This window comes from Enterobacter cloacae complex sp. ECNIH7, from assembly GCF_002208095.1.
Classification (GTDB): Bacteria; Pseudomonadota; Gammaproteobacteria; order Enterobacterales; family Enterobacteriaceae; genus Enterobacter; species Enterobacter cloacae_M.
Genome location: NZ_CP017990.1, coordinates 2,479,653 through 2,494,786 on the forward strand (window position 1 = coordinate 2,479,653; position 15,134 = coordinate 2,494,786).

16 protein-coding genes and 1 pseudogene are annotated in these 15,134 nt (G+C 58.1%); 11 read left to right on the top strand and 6 right to left on the bottom strand.

What is annotated here, in order from left to right; translation table 11 throughout:
* Positions 1 to 10 precede the first annotated feature (10 nt).
* From urtB to zinT, 5 genes and pseudogenes are all read left to right on the top strand, one after another.
* Positions 11 to 1,585, top strand: coding sequence for an urea ABC transporter permease subunit UrtB (gene urtB / locus WM95_RS12265; RefSeq protein WP_063409645.1), 1,575 nt, complete (start codon positions 11 to 13; stop codon positions 1,583 to 1,585).
* A complete protein-coding gene (gene urtC / locus WM95_RS12270; protein WP_045354943.1) occupies positions 1,585 to 2,658 on the top strand; it encodes an urea ABC transporter permease subunit UrtC in 1,074 nt (357 codons plus the stop codon). Before urtB ends, urtC begins: the two co-directional genes overlap by 1 nt.
* Positions 2,658 to 3,445, top strand: a pseudogene (gene urtD / locus WM95_RS27715) (urea ABC transporter ATP-binding protein UrtD). The gene urtC and the pseudogene urtD overlap by 1 nt, the downstream one beginning before the upstream one ends.
* Before the next feature lie 9 nt (positions 3,446 to 3,454).
* A complete protein-coding gene (gene urtE, locus WM95_RS12280; RefSeq protein WP_045354944.1) occupies positions 3,455 to 4,153 on the top strand; it encodes an urea ABC transporter ATP-binding subunit UrtE in 699 nt (232 codons plus the stop codon).
* Between the two features lie 52 nt (positions 4,154 to 4,205).
* The gene (gene zinT, locus WM95_RS12285) at positions 4,206 to 4,847 is read left to right on the top strand and encodes a metal-binding protein ZinT (RefSeq protein ID WP_063409696.1); all 642 of its coding nucleotides are present in this window, start codon (positions 4,206 to 4,208) and stop codon (positions 4,845 to 4,847) included.
* Positions 4,848 to 4,893: 46 nt separating this feature from the next.
* Here the strand turns inward: zinT and ydeE are convergent, their stop codons facing one another.
* Positions 4,894 to 6,087 (bottom strand): efflux MFS transporter YdeE, encoded by a 1,194-nt coding sequence (gene ydeE, locus WM95_RS12290; RefSeq protein ID WP_063409646.1) that lies wholly within the window; start codon positions 6,085 to 6,087, stop codon positions 4,894 to 4,896.
* Positions 6,088 to 6,280: 193 nt separating this feature from the next.
* On the opposite strand from ydeE, the gene eamA reads away from it, so the two are divergent.
* Positions 6,281 to 7,183 carry an O-acetylserine/cysteine exporter gene (gene eamA / locus WM95_RS12295; RefSeq protein ID WP_059445499.1) on the top strand — a complete coding sequence of 301 codons (903 nt, stop codon included), beginning with the start codon at positions 6,281 to 6,283 and terminating at the stop codon, positions 7,181 to 7,183.
* Between the two features lie 32 nt (positions 7,184 to 7,215).
* Here eamA and marB read toward each other — a convergent pair whose 3' ends face one another.
* Genes marB through marR form a run of 3 tightly spaced genes read right to left on the bottom strand, consistent with a single transcriptional unit; the run spans position 7,216 to position 8,302 of the window.
* A complete protein-coding gene (gene marB / locus WM95_RS12300) occupies positions 7,216 to 7,434 on the bottom strand; it encodes a multiple antibiotic resistance protein MarB (protein WP_023311774.1) in 219 nt (72 codons plus the stop codon).
* Between the two features lie 32 nt (positions 7,435 to 7,466).
* A complete protein-coding gene (gene marA / locus WM95_RS12305; protein WP_008502237.1) occupies positions 7,467 to 7,847 on the bottom strand; it encodes an MDR efflux pump AcrAB transcriptional activator MarA in 381 nt (126 codons plus the stop codon).
* Between the two features lie 20 nt (positions 7,848 to 7,867).
* Positions 7,868 to 8,302 (bottom strand): multiple antibiotic resistance transcriptional regulator MarR, encoded by a 435-nt coding sequence (marR, locus tag WM95_RS12310; protein ID WP_008502236.1) that lies wholly within the window; start codon positions 8,300 to 8,302, stop codon positions 7,868 to 7,870.
* A gap of 255 nt (positions 8,303 to 8,557) precedes the next feature.
* On the opposite strand from marR, the gene WM95_RS12315 reads away from it, so the two are divergent.
* Positions 8,558 to 9,223: a MarC family NAAT transporter gene (locus WM95_RS12315; RefSeq protein ID WP_023311775.1), complete on the top strand. Its 666-nt coding sequence runs from the start codon at positions 8,558 to 8,560 to the stop codon at positions 9,221 to 9,223.
* Positions 9,224 to 9,266: 43 nt separating this feature from the next.
* Here WM95_RS12315 and WM95_RS12320 read toward each other — a convergent pair whose 3' ends face one another.
* Positions 9,267 to 10,463: a sugar transporter gene (locus WM95_RS12320; protein WP_088544789.1), complete on the bottom strand. Its 1,197-nt coding sequence runs from the start codon at positions 10,461 to 10,463 to the stop codon at positions 9,267 to 9,269.
* A gap of 177 nt (positions 10,464 to 10,640) precedes the next feature.
* Here WM95_RS12320 and WM95_RS12325 point away from each other — a divergent pair, with 177 nt between their 5' ends.
* The 3 genes from WM95_RS12325 (at position 10,641) to WM95_RS12335 (ending at position 12,815) form a co-directional block, all read left to right on the top strand.
* Positions 10,641 to 11,429 (top strand): PhzF family phenazine biosynthesis protein, encoded by a 789-nt coding sequence (locus WM95_RS12325; protein ID WP_063409647.1) that lies wholly within the window; start codon positions 10,641 to 10,643, stop codon positions 11,427 to 11,429.
* A 27-nt stretch (positions 11,430 to 11,456) separates the two neighbouring features.
* On the top strand, positions 11,457 to 12,248 hold the full coding sequence (locus WM95_RS12330) for a PhzF family phenazine biosynthesis protein (RefSeq protein WP_059445496.1): 792 nt from the start codon (positions 11,457 to 11,459) through the stop codon (positions 12,246 to 12,248).
* Positions 12,249 to 12,332: 84 nt separating this feature from the next.
* Positions 12,333 to 12,815: a GNAT family N-acetyltransferase gene (locus WM95_RS12335; protein WP_029741250.1), complete on the top strand. Its 483-nt coding sequence runs from the start codon at positions 12,333 to 12,335 to the stop codon at positions 12,813 to 12,815.
* On the opposite strand, the gene ptrR is transcribed toward WM95_RS12335, so the two are convergent.
* Positions 12,769 to 13,647 (bottom strand): putrescine utilization regulator PtrR, encoded by an 879-nt coding sequence (ptrR, locus tag WM95_RS12340; protein WP_033145537.1) that lies wholly within the window; start codon positions 13,645 to 13,647, stop codon positions 12,769 to 12,771. The genes WM95_RS12335 and ptrR overlap by 47 nt on opposite strands.
* A gap of 98 nt (positions 13,648 to 13,745) precedes the next feature.
* Here ptrR and sad point away from each other — a divergent pair, with 98 nt between their 5' ends.
* Positions 13,746 to 15,134 (top strand): succinate-semialdehyde dehydrogenase, encoded by a 1,389-nt coding sequence (gene sad / locus WM95_RS12345; RefSeq protein WP_063409648.1) that lies wholly within the window; start codon positions 13,746 to 13,748, stop codon positions 15,132 to 15,134.

A 15,134-nucleotide genomic window follows, 5' to 3' on the forward strand; every position in this document is an offset into this window, starting at 1 on the left:
GAGAAACGTCATGAACGCCATGCGCATGTTCATCGCTCTTGTATGGCTTTCCGGACTGCTGCCAGGGATGGCGCAGGCATCGGATGCCGATCGTTTTGTTGCCGCCAGCCGCAGCCAGCAGGCGGAGTTGCTGACGCAGTGGGCCGAAGCACCGGACGCCGCGAGGCTGCCGCTGCTGCAGGCACTGCAAAAAGAAAATCTCTATACCGACAGTCAAAAGCACGCCTTTGCGCAGCGCAGCGGTCAAATGGTGTCGCTCGGTGACGCTAAGTCGATCGAAGGGGCAGCCAAAGCCGTTCGTTTGACCAACCGGCTGCGCGTGCTGGCCGCCACGGCCATCGCTACGCATCAGCTTGTGAGTGACAGTGTCACCGAAAGGCGGGCGGCAGCTCGTCAGCTTCAGCGGGATACCCAGCCCGGAATGCTCGCTTTTCTGGAAAAGCGGGTAAACGATGAAACGGACGCGATGGCACGTCAGGCGCTATTACTGGCGGTGGCGAATCTCCAGCTCTCCAGCCCGCAGGCAGAGGTGCGCCGCAAGGCCGTCGAGTTATTAGGGCAGTCCGACGATCCGGACGTTGAGTCCAGACTTACCCCGTTTACCCAGGCACAGACAGAGCCGGATGCCGGGGTGCGCGCCGCCGCACAGGAGAGTCTTAGCCAGATCCAGCATCGACTGATGTGGGGCGAGCTGCTGGGCCAGGCGTTTATGGGGCTCTCCCTGGGGTCGGTGCTGCTGCTGGCGGCGCTGGGGCTTGCTATCACCTACGGCCTGCTGGGCGTCATCAATATGGCGCACGGCGAGATGCTGATGCTGGGGGCGTATGCCACCTGGATGGTGCAGCAGGCGATGGCCGGGCTTGCGCCACAGTGGCTGGCGCTCTATCCCGTTATCGCGCTTCCGGTCGCGTTCTGCCTGACGGCGGGCATCGGAATGGTGCTGGAGCGCACCGTGATCCGCCATTTGTACGGTCGCCCGCTGGAAACGCTGCTGGCAACGTGGGGGATCAGCCTGATGCTCATCCAGCTGGTGCGCATGACGTTTGGCGCCCAGAACCTGGAGGTGGCCAACCCGGCATGGCTGTCCGGCGGGGTGCAGGTTTTTGCCAACCTGACGCTGCCGTGGAACCGCATCGTGGTGCTGGGCTTCGTGCTGCTGGTGCTGTTCTTTACCTGGCTCATTCTGAATAAAACCCGTCTGGGGCTGAACGTGCGCGCGGTGACGCAGAACCGCAGCATGGCCGCCTGCTGCGGGGTACCGACAGGTCGCGTCGATATGCTGGCGTTTGGGCTTGGATCAGGGATTGCCGGGTTAGGCGGCGTGGCGCTATCGCAGCTCGGTAACGTCGGGCCGGAGCTGGGTCAGGGCTACATTATTGATTCCTTCCTCGTGGTCGTTCTCGGTGGCGTAGGGCAGCTGGCAGGCAGCGTGGCCGCGGCGTTTGGTCTGGGTATTTTCAATAAAATTCTTGAACCGCAGATGGGGGCGGTCCTGGGCAAGATCGTGATTCTGGTGGCGATCGTGCTGTTTATTCAGAAACGCCCTCAGGGGCTGTTTGCGCTGAAAGGGAGGGTGATTGACTGATGAGCCAGCCGCTGACCTTAACGCTGGCGCGCAAAGCGCCGCGCACAACGCAACTTGCAGGCAGCCTGCTGGTGGTGTGTCTGCTGATATTACCGTTTTTCGCCTTACTGCCTGCGACGCATCCGCTGGCGCTGTCGACCTGGATGCTGACGCTGATTGGCAAGATCCTCTGCTATGCCATCGTTGCGGTGGCGCTGGATCTGGTGTGGGGCTACGCCGGGATGCTCTCTCTTGGGCACGGTATCTTCTTCGCCCTGGGCGGCTACGCGATGGGCATGTACCTGATGCGCCAGGCCGCGGGTGAAGGTCTTCCCGCGTTTATGTCGTTTCTCTCCTGGAGCGAACTGCCGTGGTTCTGGTGGGGAACCCAGCATTTTGCCTGGGCGCTGGTGCTGATTGTGATGGTACCTGGCCTGCTGGCGCTGGTGTTCGGCTGGTTCGCCTTCCGCTCAAAGATCAAAGGGGTCTATTTCTCGATTATGACCCAGGCGCTGACCTATGCCGGGATGCTGCTGTTCTTTCGCAACGAAACCGGTTTTGGCGGCAATAACGGCTTTACCGGCTTCACCACGCTGCTCGGGTTTTCGGTGACGGAAACGACCACCCGTATCGCGCTGTTTCTGGCGACCGTGCTGTTGCTGATTCTGGCGTTGGGCACCGGATTTGCCCTGGCGAAGAGCAAGTTTGGGCGCATCCTGACCGCCGTTCGCGACGCCGAAAACCGCCTGACGTTTTGCGGCTACGATCCGCGCGGGTTCAAGCTGCTGGTATGGACGCTTTCTGCCGTGCTGTGCGGCCTGGCGGGGGCGCTGTATGTCCCGCAGGTGGGCATTATCAACCCTGGCGAAATGTCGCCGACCAACTCGATTGAAGCCGCGATCTGGGTGGCGCTGGGCGGGCGCGGCACGCTGGTCGGGCCGGTGATTGGCGCGGCGCTGGTAAACGGCGCCAAGAGCTTCTTCACCGTCGCGATGCCGGAATACTGGCAGCTGTTCCTGGGGCTGATTTTCATCGCCGTCACGCTGTTTTTACCGCGCGGCGTCTACGGTCTGTTTCGAAAGGGAGAGAAATAATGCAGCCAGCCGAAGGGTTATTTACCCGCCAGTTGCCGGGCGATCGTTACCGTGAACAGACCGACCCGGTGCTGCAGCTTGAGGCCATTAACGTCAATTTTGACGGGTTTCAGGCCCTGACCGATCTCTCGCTGAATATCGGCGTGGGCGAGCTGCGCTGCGTGATTGGCCCTAACGGCGCCGGTAAAACCACGCTGATGGACGTCATCACCGGCAAAACGCGGCCAAAGAGCGGTACGATCAGTCCATCGACCTGACCGCGCTGGAGCCTGCGGCCATCGCCCGCCAGGGGATCGGGCGTAAATTCCAGAAGCCCACGGTTTTTGAAGCCCTGACGGTGTGGGAAAACCTGGAGATCGCCATGAAAACCGATAAATCCGTCTGGGCGAGCCTGCGGGCAAAACTCAACGGTGAACAGCGCGACCGAATCGATGAGATGCTGGTTTTGCTGCGCCTTAGCAGCGAGCGCGACCGCCGCGCCGGGCTACTTTCGCACGGACAAAAACAGTTTCTGGAGATCGGTATGCTGCTGGTTCAGGACCCGCACCTGCTGCTGCTGGATGAACCGGCCGCCGGGATGACCGACGCGGAAACCGAATACACCGCCGAGCTGTTCAAAACGCTGGCGGGTAAGCATTCCCTGATGGTGGTGGAGCACGATATGGGCTTTGTTGAGACTATCGCCGACCACGTCACGGTGCTGCATCAGGGACGCGTGCTGGCGGAAGGTTCGCTTCGCGAGGTGCAGGCCAACGAGCAGGTGATTGAGGTCTATCTGGGGCGCTAAGGAGCGATGATGTTACAGGTTAACGAACTGAATCAGTATTACGGCGGCAGCCATATCCTGCGCGGCGTGAGTTTTGAGGCCGTCACCGGAGAAGTCACCTGCCTGCTGGGGCGCAACGGCGTCGGGAAAACCACGCTGCTGAAGTGTCTGATGGGGCTGATCCCGGCGAAAACCGGGGAGGTCATCTGGCAGGGTAAAAAGATCACCCACAGCAGGCCGCACCAGCGGGTGCAGTCTGGCGTGGCGTACGTCCCGCAGGGCCGCGAGATTTTCCCGCGCCTGACCGTGGAGGAGAACCTTCTGCTGGGGATGTCGCGATTTTCCGCCCGCGAGGCGAAGCAGGTCCCGGATGAGATCTGGCAGCTGTTCCCGGTGCTTAAAGAGATGAAGCATCGCCGCGGGGGCGATCTCTCCGGTGGACAGCAGCAGCAGCTGGCGATTGGCCGCGCCCTGGCGAGCCGTCCGCAGCTGTTGATTCTGGACGAGCCGACCGAAGGCATACAGCCGTCGGTGATTAAAGAGATTGGCCAGGTGATCCGCACCCTGGCGAACCGAGGCGACATGGCGATCCTGCTTGTCGAACAGTTTTACGACTTTGCCGCCGAGCTGGCCGACAGCTACCTGCTGATGTCCCGCGGCACCATTATCCAGCGCGGGCGGGGTGAAAACATGGAGCAGGAGGGCGTGCGCGGCCTGGTTGCGATTTAAAATGTTATAATATAACATTCGCATTCTTACAAAACGGAATGAGGGTGTTATGTTGGCTGCACATATTGGGAAATTTGCCATGACTCTGGGGGCGCTGCTGGTCAGCGGCCAGCTGTTTGCTCACTCGCACGGCCATCAGATGACCGAAGCGGAACAGCGGGCGGCAAACGGCGTGTTTGAGGATAAGGACGTCAAGGACAGAGCGCTGTCAGACTGGGACGGGACCTGGCAGTCGGTCTATCCGTTCCTGCTGGACGGCTCGCTGGATCCGGTGTTTAAACAGAAAGCGCAGAAGGACAAAAGCAAAACCTATGACGAGGTGAAAGCGTACTACCGTAAGGGATATGCAACGGACGTGGATGCCATCGGCATCGAAAACAACGTGATGGAATTCCATAAGGGCAAAGCGGTCAGCCGCTGTCAGTATGATTACAGCGGCTACAAAATACTGACCTACGCATCGGGCAAAAAAGGCGTTCGCTACCTGTTTGAGTGTAAGGACGCCGGCAGCAAGGCGCCGAAGTTTGTTCAGTTCAGCGACCACACCATCGCGCCGAAGGCCTCTTCGCACTTCCATCTCTTCATGGGCAACACCTCCCACGAGGCGCTGCTCAAAGAGATGGATAACTGGCCGACCTATTATCCGAATGAGATGTACAAAGAGCAGGTGGTAGAAGAAATGCTGCACCACTGATGCTTTATTGCCGGGTGGCGGCTACGCCTCACCCGGCCTGGAAGCGCTACGCCACCTTCGGTGACTCGCACCACGCCTTCACGCTCATCCCACGCAAAATCATCAGCCACGCAATGACGATGGCGACCATCATGATGACAAATAACGACCAGTGCGGCAGGTTGGTCAGAATAATACCGGTGATCATCGGGTTTGCCGCCGCGCCGAGCCAGCCCAGCGCCTGAGCGGAGAAATAGCTTGCCTTCATTCCCGGCGGGGCAATGTTGTCGATCAGCATATATTCGCCCGGTGCATAGATAATCTCACCCAGGGTAAATATGGCGGCAGCGATGCCCCAGTAAACCAGGTTTTCTCCAGAGACCATAAATCCCCCCAGCCCCACGATAAAAAACAGGGTGGCGAGGGTCATCAGCGGGCGAATATTGCTGGCAGAGATCCTGCGGCCCAGCGCGTACTGCAGCGTCACCACCACGGCGGCGTTGACGGGAAGTACCACGGCAACGACCTTCTGCGCAAAATCGCTATCGGCATGGGCGGCCAGAACATACTGCGAAATGCAGCTGGCGAACGATCCGCCCACGTAAGAGGCGAGCAGGCCAGAGAGCGTATACCAGAACAGCGCGCGGTCTTTCAGCAGCACCGACGGCTGCCAGGGCATCTTCTCCTCTGCGGTATCGAGCGCAACGCTTTTCTGCACGAAGAAATGGATGAATCCGAGCGGCAGCGCGGCGCAGAAGGCCGCCAGCCAGAACGGCAGCTGCAGGCTGTACATCACCAGCAGGGTGCCAATCGGCGGCCCGATCGTCCAGCCAATGTTCAGAAAGCTGTAGTTAAGCGAGAAGACGCGCGCTTTCTGGCTTGCGGTAAGCACGTCGGAGAACCAGGCCTTCAGCACTGTCGAAAAGACGGAATAGGCGCAGTTGATCAGCGCAAAGAACAGCACCACCAGCGAGACGTTATCGACCAGCGGGATCGCGACAAATCCGGCGATGAAGGCCACGATCGCGATCAGCATGTAGCGCTTTTTATCAAACTTATCGGCAAGAATGCCAAATCCCAGGCTGAACACTACGCCGATAGTCAGCGCAATCGTCAGGGCATAACCAATATTCTCAACGCTCATGCTGTAGACGCGCGTGAGATAAATGGTCATAAACGGCAGCGTTGCCCCCCGACCAATGGTTAATAACAATGACGATGCCAGCAGCGCTGCGGTTGAGCGCCTGAGAGATGGTTTCATATTCCTGCCCGACAGTTGCTTATGCTTTTTATGTTGTGTCCTAAAAGGAGTATCACGACATAAGGGGCTTGTATAGCACCTGATTTATCCCTAAGTGCTTCAGCTGCCTGCCAGAATTAATGATCTTCTCGCCGCCCGCTTTTTTCTGTTACCTTGAACTGTTAACAAATAATTAATAATTCAGGGGCAGGGTATGACGCGTAAAGACGGACTGCTGGCGTTGCTGGTGGTCGTAGTATGGGGGCTGAATTTTGTGGTCATCAAGCTGGGGTTACACAACATGCCGCCGCTGATGCTGGCCGGTTTGCGTTTTCTGCTGGTCGCATTCCCGGCCATCTTCTTTGTGGCGCGTCCAAAGATCCCCTTTAAACTGCTGCTGGGCTACGGTCTGACCATCAGCTTCGGCCAGTTCGCGTTTCTCTTCTGCGCCATCAAGTTCGGTATGCCGGCCGGTCTGGCCTCGCTGGTGTTGCAGGCGCAGGCGTTCTTTACCATTATTCTCGGCGCCTTCGTATTTGGTGAACGTCTGCAGGGCAAACAGCTGGCGGGCATTACGCTGGCGGTGTTCGGCGTGCTGGTGCTCATTGAAGCCAGCCTGAATGGTCAGCATGTGGCGCTGCTCGGCTTTATGCTGACGCTGGCGGCGGGGCTGAGCTGGGCCTGCGGGAATATCTTCAACAAGCTGATTATGCAGCACGAGGCGCGCCCGGCGGTGATGTCTCTGGTGGTCTGGAGCGCGCTGATCCCGATAATCCCGTTTCTGGCGGCGTCGTTTATTCTGGATGGTCCGGATGTGATGCTGAACAGTCTGGTCGAAATCGATCTGACCACAATCCTTTCTCTTGTCTATCTGGCCTTTGTCGCCACCATTGTGGGCTACGGGATCTGGGGATCGCTGCTGGGGCGCTATGAAACCTGGCGCGTTGCACCGTTATCTCTGCTGGTGCCGGTGGTAGGACTGGCCAGCGCAGCGATTTTGCTGGGTGAAACGCTAAGCGCGCTGCAGCTGTTTGGCGCCGTGCTGATCATGGCCGGGCTGTACATTAACGTGTTTGGTCTGCGGGTTCGTCGGGCGACGCGGGTAAGAAAGGCATAAAAAAAGCCCCGCGTCTGCGGGGCAAAAACGAATCAGAGGCCGTGCTGATTATAATAAGGCACGCCTAATTCGTCGGATTTGTCGCTACCAGCACCCATATGATTGAAATCATAAGGCGACTGGTCATGTGCGGACGGCAAAATTATCGTATCAGGATTATTTTGCTGCGTTGCACGAGGGGTTTGCTCCGCGAAGGTCTGGCTGGAGAACAGCACCAGCAAGGCGAGGGCGGCGGAGGCGGTAACTTTCATGATTTCCTCGGTTACGTCTTTACAGGCGATGATTAACTACAGTGTTTTAACGGATACAGGTAGCGGGATTCGCCCGGCACGCTGGTGATTCGGTACTTATGAGGCGGCACGTCAAAATAGTTCTTGAACGTACGCGTCAGGGTTTGCTGCGATTCAAATCCGTAACGTTCCGCCAGATAAAGGATCGGCTCATTGCTTTCTTTCAGTTTCTGGGCAATTTCCGTCAGCTTGCGGCTGCGAATGTATTGACCTAATGAATGACCGGTCTCTTTTTTGAACATCCGTTGCAGGTGCCATTTGGAGTAACCTGAACGCTCTGACACTTTTTCAAGGGAGAGCGGCGATTCCAGGTTATCTTCGATCCAGTCCAAAATGCTATGAATGGTGATAGCGTCAGTATTGCGTCTGGACATCGTCATACCTCTTTTTCTGTTTACGGCAGTATTTTCTTGAGCAAAAGCTCAAGGGTTGCCACTTCATCTGCCGTTAAGTTTTTTGTTAGTTCCTGATGCAGTGTTTGTCCTACTAATTGATGACATTGCTCGCACATGGCCGCGCCATCGCTGGTTAGCTTCACCAGTACGCCGCGTTTGTCATTCGGGTTAGGGCTTCGTTCTATCCATCCTTTGCAGACGAGACGATCGAGCATGCGGGTTAACGCGCCCAGATCGACAGAGAGCACCTTTTTCAGCTCAACCGGTGTAATACACACTTCGCAGCGAATGGAACACAGCACTTTGAACTGTGTTGCGGTGATATCCAGCGGTGACAGATAGTCATTGAGCAGGCGATCTTTTTTCTGATTTACCATATGAATAAGACGACCCAGCGGAACAACGTCGTTAAAGATATCACTGGTGCTTTTCACAATGGTTGCCCTGGCAAGTAGTTAGTCACGGCAGATATTATTGCTCAGGCAAGTATAAGTCAACTGAATGAGTCAGCCGATGCCACGAATTGCTAAAACGGTTCATGAACTTTTTTTGAGGTCTTTCAAATCATATAGATAACTGTGAGTTATCTTTCCAGGACGGAAATAATCGTTGCGTTGCGCCCATGGCTCAATGTCACACTTTCACCCTATAATTGCTGTGTTAAATATGGATAAGGACGACAACGCACTATGTTGGATTTAATAAAAGCAATCAGCCTTGGGCTGGTGGTCTTGCTGCCGTTGGCTAACCCGTTAACGACGGTGGCGCTGTTCCTCGGGCTGGCAGGGAATATGAACAGCGCCGAGCGCAACCATCAGTCGATGATGGCCTCGGTGTATGTGTTTGCCATCATGATGGTGGCTTACTATGCCGGACAGGTGGTGATGAACACCTTCGGGATTTCCATCCCTGGCCTGCGTATCGCCGGGGGGCTGATTGTGGCCTTTATCGGTTTCCGCATGCTGTTCCCGGCGCAAAAAGCGCATGAGTCGCCGGAAGCGGCCAGCAAATCGGAAGAGCTGGAAACCGAACCGAGTGCGAATATCGCCTTTGTTCCGATTGCCATGCCGAGCACGGCGGGGCCTGGTACCATCGCGATGATCATCAGCTCCGCCTCGACGGTGCGTGACAGCGCAACCTTCCCGGACTGGGTGCTGACGGTTGCGCCACCGCTGATTTTTGCGATTATCGGGGTTATCGTGTGGGCGTCGCTGCGCAGCTCCGGCGCCATCATGCGCTGGGTAGGCAAGGGCGGTATCGAGGCGATTTCCCGGCTAATGGGCTTCTTACTGGTCTGTATGGGCGTGCAGTTTATTATTAACGGCGTGCTGGAAATTATTAAGACCTATCATTGATGTGATTGCCGGGTAAGGCGAAGCCGCCACCCGGCAAGAAGGCTCACCCGTGCTGACCCTGCTCCTCCAGCGCCACCGGCCATTTACGGAAGATGAGCACCGACCAGACCAGCGCCACCAGCGCCGGAATAGCCCCCAGGTTGCCAATGGCCGACATCGACACGTGCAGGATGACCTGATTTCCCACCAGCGCCCCCGCGCCAATGCCCAGATTGAAAATCCCCGAGAACAGCGACATGGCGACGTCCGTCGCATCCGGCGCCAGGGCCAGCACTTTCACCTGCATACCCAGGCCAATAATCATGATCGCCACGCCCCAGAACAGGCTGAGGATCGCCAGATGGCTTTCACTGCCCGCGGCGGGCATCAGCAACAGCAGACAGCCCAGCAGCAGGCCGATGGCGCTGCTCACCAGCAAGGAGGCGTGTCGGTTACCCAGCTTGCCAAACAGCACGCTGCCGATAATGCCCGCGCCGCCGAGGATCAGCAGTAAGACGGTGGCAAAGCTGGCGCTAAAGCCCGCCACCACCTGTACAAACGGTTCAATGTAGCTGTACGCCGTGTAGTGTGCCGTCACGACGATGGCGGTCAGCAGGTAGATGCTCAGTAGCGCAGGGCGACGCATCAGCAGCGGCAGGCTTTTCAGCGAGCCGGAATGTTCGCTCGGCAGCGCGGGCAGCAGTTTAATCAGGCATACCAGCGTCGCCAGCGCGCCCATACCGATGGCGAAGAAGGTCGTGCGCCAGCCGAAGTATTGCCCCACGATGCGGCCAATCGGCAGACCCAGCACCATCGCCAGCGCGGTACCGGTGGCAATCAGGCTCAGCGCCTGGGCGCGTTTCCCCGCCGGTGCGAGTCGAATAGCCAGCGACGCGGTGATCGACCAGAACACCGCATGGGCAAAGGCAATGCCGATACGGCTAATGACCAGCACCGTAAAATTCCATGCCATAAACGACAGCACGTGGCTCGCGATGAACAAGACAAACAGACCGATCAGCAGCCTGCGCCGCTCCATCTGGCTGGTCAAAAGCATAAACGGTAAGGACATCAGCGCCACTACCCAGGCGTAGATGGTCAACATAATGCCCACCTGCGCCGTTTCCATCTGGAAACTTTCAGCGATGTCAGACAACAGCCCAACCGGAACAAATTCTGTGGTGTTAAAAATAAACGCGGCAATGGCCAGCGTGACCACGCGTAGCCACGCAACCCTGCGGGAAACTGTGTTCGTTGTCATAGGGATGTCGGAGATTCGTTGCTGAAAAGAAGAGGAGACGATCTTAAAACGTTGAACGGCGAAAACTCAACCATTATGTGATGCAGATCTCAATATTTACCTTATGAAAGCGGTAGCCGGGAACGCCGTTTTCATTGAATATAAAAGAACAACACAATAAAAACAGGCGGTAAGACAATGCAGGAGATTGATTTTTATCTGGTAGATGCGTTCAGCGATACCTCATTTGGCGGCAATCCGGCCGCCGTTTGCCCGCTCAAGGAATGGTTACCCGATGAGACCTTGCTGAAAATGGCGCAGCAGCATAATCAGTCGGAGACGGCTTTTTTCGTCTGCAGTAAAGGGGGCATTGAGCTACGCTGGTTTACCACGCTTACCGAAGTCAATCTCTGCGGCCACGCTACGCTTGCGGCCGCGCACGTGCTGTTTACCGAGCTGGATTACCCGGATTCGCGGATCCACTTTGATACCGCCTCTGGCCGCCTGACGGTCAGCCGGGAGGGGGAGTGGATGACGCTGGACTTCCCGGCATGCCCAACCCATGAAGAGACACCCCCGCCGGAGATGCTCTCGGCGCTGGGTATCAGCCGCTACGTTGAAGCCCGTAAAGGGCGCGCCTGGCTGATCGTTCTGGAGAATCGCCAGCAGGTTGAAGCGCTTGCGCCACGCTTCTCGGCGATGACGCCAGGCGAGCATAAGGTGAGCGTTACGGCGCGCGGTGAGGGGGAATATGATTTTGTCAGCCGCTTTTTCTCACCGGGCGTTTCCGTCCCGGAAGACCCGGTCACCGGCTCCGCACATACCATGCTGATCCCGTACTGGAGCGAAAAGCTGGGCAAAACCACGATGTTTGCCCGTCAGGTTTCCGCGCGCGGCGGCGATGTACGCTGTGAGCTGAAAGGTTCGCGCGTGCTGATGAGCGGGCAGGCCGCGCTTTATCTGAAAGGCACAGTTTTTCTGCGCTAAAAATCCATAACAAGAGAGGAAGAGACAATGCAGGAAATTGATTTTTATCTGGTGGATGCCTTCAGCGATAAAACCTTTGGCGGCAACGCCGCAGCGGTATGTCCTCTGGAAGAGTGGCTGCCGGACGAGACGCTGCTCAAAATGGCGCAGCAGCATAACCAGTCTGAGACCGCCTTTTTCGTGCGCACCGACGGCGGGTTTGAGCTGCGCTGGTTTACCACGCTGGATGAAATTAACCTCTGCGGTCACGCTACGCTTGCCGCATCGCACGTCATTTTCGAATACCTTGATTACCCGCATACCGAAATCACCTTCACCACGCGCTTTGTCGGCGAGCTGACCGTCAAACGCAGCGGCGACTGGCTGACGCTGAACTTCCCCGCGTGGTCGACGGAGGTTGTCGAGAACCCACCTGCGCTGCTGTTTAGCGCGCTGGGCATCACCGCGGCAAAAGAGGTGCGCGTCGGACGCGATTACATGGTGGTGCTGGAGAGCCAGCAGCAGGTTGAAGCGTTAACGCCGGATATCGGGGCCATGCTTCCGCTGGATAAAATGGTCTGCGTGACGGCCCCGGGAGAAGAGTATGACTTCGTCAGCCGCTTCTTCTGCCCGGGCGAAGGGGTGCCGGAAGATCCGGTCACCGGATCCGCCCACAGCATGTTGATCCCTTACTGGAGCGAAAAGCTGGGCAAAACGTCACTCAATGCCCGCCAGGTGTCATACCGTGGCGGGGATCTGCGCTGCGAGCTGAAGGGCGACCGCGTGCTGATTGGCGGCCAGGCGACCCTGTATCTGAAAGGGCGAATCTTCCTGCGCTAGCCGAGTGACGCGCTATAAGTTAATACTATGAACCACCCCGGCAGGCCTGAGCTATGTTGATATAAAAACAGCAAGGAGCCTGCCATGTATTCCATTACCTCTGAATCTGCACGTCATCCGGACATTCTCAACCTGATCGCGGCGCTTGACCGCTACCAGAGCGAACTCTATCCCGCCGAAAGCAATCATCTTCTCGACCTGTCCGCGCTGCCGGAAGCCTCGCTGATCCTGATGGTCATTCGTGACCAGCAGCTGCACGCCGTGGGCTGCGGCGCCATCGTGCTCAACGGCGACGGAACGGGGGAGATGAAGCGGGTTTATATCGATCCGGCCCATCGCGGGCAGCATCTGGGTGAAACGCTGCTGGCCGCCCTGGAAGATGAGGCCCTGAGCCGTCATTGCCACACGGTAAGGCTGGAGACGGGCATCAAACAGCGCGCCGCGGTTCGCCTGTACGAGCAGTGCGGGTACGATTTGCGTCCGGCGTTTGCCCCGTACGCTGACGATCCGCTCAGCCTGTTTATGGAGAAGGCGCTGGTTGAAGACGTTCGTTTAGCAGCGCTATAAAGGCTTCCAGCTGGCGGGTCATCGCCCCGCGCCGCCACACCAGCCAGGTAGTGAGCCAGCGCCAGTTTTCCGCCAGCGGCCAGGCTTCAACCTGATGATGTCCCGGCATACTCTCCAGCATCGAGCGCGGCATCAGCGCGATACCCGCGCCCGCAATGACGCAGGCGAGCATGCCGTGATAGGACTCCATTTCATGAATGCGGCCGGGCGTGGCTCTGTCCGCATGAAACCAGCTTTCCAGATGTCGACGGTACGAGCAGTTTGCGCGAAAGGCGTAAACGTCGCTGCCGCTGACCTGCGTGGCGCGGGCGACCTCCGCATGACCGGCAGGCGTGACAAGCATCATCTCTTCCCGGTAGACCGGCATGCCCTCCAGCTCCGGGTGCGACAGCGGCCCATCGACAAAGGCGGCGCTGAGGGTTCCCTCCAGTACGCCATCAATCATCGTCCCGGAAGGCCCGGTAGAAAGGGCAAACTGGATGCGCGGATAGCGCTGGTTAAACTGCGCCAGCGTTTCGGGAATGCGCACCGCGGCGGTGCTTTCCAGCGCGCCGAGGGCAAATAACCCCTGCGGCTCATCACCCGCGACGACCATGCGCGCTTCATCCACCAGGGCGAGGATCTGCCTGCTGTAGCGCAGGAAGTTATGCCCGGCGGGGGATAAGCGCAAACGCTGGTTCTCACGAATAAACAGCTCAACGCCAAGATCGGCTTCCAGCTGGCGGATGCGAGTGGTCAGGTTAGACGGCACGCGATGCACCTTTTGCGCCGCCTGGGTGATGCTGCCCGTCAGCGCGACGGCGTTAAACATTTCAAGCTGGGTTAAGTCCATAGCATTCTCGTTTCGTGAATAAGGTGGTTAGTATTATTCATTTTTAAGAAATAGCAGAGTGAGCCACAATCAATCAACCGAAATGCGTGGAGAACATCATGAAATATTCATCTGCTACACATGCCCTGTCCGTTAACCCGGCAACGGGGGAAACCCTCGGTGCCTTCGCCTGGGCGACGCCGGAAGAGGTTGAACGCGCGATTTATCAGTCAGACGCGGGGTATCGCCAGTGGCGACGCGAAAGCGTGTCCCATCGGGCGCAGAAGCTGCGGGATCTCGGCGCCGCGCTGCGAAATCGCGCGGAAGAGATGGCGCAGACCATCTCCCGTGAAATGGGGAAACCCATCCTGCAGGCGCGGGCGGAAGTGGCAAAATCCGCCGGTCTGTGCGACTGGTATGCCGAGCATGGCCCGGCGATGCTGCGTGCGGAATCCACGCTGGTGGAAAACCACAACGCTGTTATTGAATACCGTCCGCTGGGGCCGATTCTCGCGGTAATGCCCTGGAACTTCCCGCTCTGGCAGGTGCTGCGCGGCGCGGTGCCGATCCTGCTGGCAGGTAACAGCTATCTGCTTAAGCATGCGCCAAACGTGCTCGGCTCTGCGGATCTTATTGGGCAGATCTTTGCGGATGCCGGTTTCCCTGAAGGTGTATTCGGCTGGGTGAACGCCACCAATGACGGCGTAAGCCAGGCGATTAACGATCGCCGTATTGCGGCGGTGACCGTCACCGGCAGCGTGCGTGCCGGTGCGGCCATTGGCGCGCAGGCAGGAGCCGCGCTGAAAAAATGCGTTCTTGAGCTGGGCGGTTCCGACCCGTTTATCGTTCTCAACGATGCCGACCTGGATCTTGCCGTAAAGGCGGCGGTGGCGGGGCGCTTCCAGAATACCGGGCAGGTGTGCGCGGCGGCCAAACGCTTCATTGTGGAAGAAGGGATTGCGGATACCTTTACCCGCCGCTTCGTCGACGCCGTCGCCGCGTTAAAGATGGGCACGCCGGAAGAAGAAGAGAACTACCTGGGCCCGATGGCGCGTTTTGACCTGCGCGATGAGCTGCATCAGCAGGTGCAGGCCACCCTGGCCGAAGGGGCAACGCTGCTGCTGGGCGGAGAGAAAATCAGCGGAGAGGGCAATTACTACGCGCCAACCGTGCTGACCAACGTCACCCCGTCGATGACGGCGTTCCGCCAGGAACTGTTTGGTCCGGTCGCGGCCGTTACGGTAGCAACAGACGCGGAGCACGCCCTTACGCTTGCCAACGACAGCGACTTTGGCCTGTCCGCTACCGTCTTCACCGCTGACGCAGCGCTGGCGGATAAATTCTCCCGCGAACTGGAGTGCGGCGGGGTGTTTATCAACGGCTTTAGCGCCAGCGACGCGCGCGTGGCCTTCGGCGGCGTGAAGAAAAGCGGCTTTGGTCGCGAGCTTTCCCACTTTGGGCTGCACGAGTTCTGCAACGTTCAGACGGTCTGGAAGGATCGCGTGTAA

Bases quoted from the DNA above. Each gene is read 5' to 3' on its own strand.
- urtB (WP_063409645.1), top strand. From the start codon at position 11: ATGAACGCCATGCGCATGTTCATCGCTCTTGTATGGCTTTCCGGACTG.
- urtC (WP_045354943.1), top strand. From the start codon at position 1,585: ATGAGCCAGCCGCTGACCTTAACGCTGGCGCGCAAAGCGCCGCGCACA.
- urtE (WP_045354944.1), top strand. From the start codon at position 3,455: ATGTTACAGGTTAACGAACTGAATCAGTATTACGGCGGCAGCCATATC.
- ydeE (WP_063409646.1), bottom strand. From the start codon at position 6,087: ATGAAACCATCTCTCAGGCGCTCAACCGCAGCGCTGCTGGCATCGTCA.
- eamA (WP_059445499.1), top strand. From the start codon at position 6,281: ATGACGCGTAAAGACGGACTGCTGGCGTTGCTGGTGGTCGTAGTATGG.
- marB (WP_023311774.1), bottom strand. From the start codon at position 7,434: ATGAAAGTTACCGCCTCCGCCGCCCTCGCCTTGCTGGTGCTGTTCTCC.
- marA (WP_008502237.1), bottom strand. From the start codon at position 7,847: ATGTCCAGACGCAATACTGACGCTATCACCATTCATAGCATTTTGGAC.
- WM95_RS12315 (WP_023311775.1), top strand. From the start codon at position 8,558: ATGTTGGATTTAATAAAAGCAATCAGCCTTGGGCTGGTGGTCTTGCTG.
- WM95_RS12320 (WP_088544789.1), bottom strand. From the start codon at position 10,463: ATGACAACGAACACAGTTTCCCGCAGGGTTGCGTGGCTACGCGTGGTC.
- WM95_RS12325 (WP_063409647.1), top strand. From the start codon at position 10,641: ATGCAGGAGATTGATTTTTATCTGGTAGATGCGTTCAGCGATACCTCA.
- WM95_RS12330 (WP_059445496.1), top strand. From the start codon at position 11,457: ATGCAGGAAATTGATTTTTATCTGGTGGATGCCTTCAGCGATAAAACC.
- WM95_RS12335 (WP_029741250.1), top strand. From the start codon at position 12,333: ATGTATTCCATTACCTCTGAATCTGCACGTCATCCGGACATTCTCAAC.
- ptrR (WP_033145537.1), bottom strand. From the start codon at position 13,647: ATGGACTTAACCCAGCTTGAAATGTTTAACGCCGTCGCGCTGACGGGC.
- sad (WP_063409648.1), top strand. From the start codon at position 13,746: ATGAAATATTCATCTGCTACACATGCCCTGTCCGTTAACCCGGCAACG.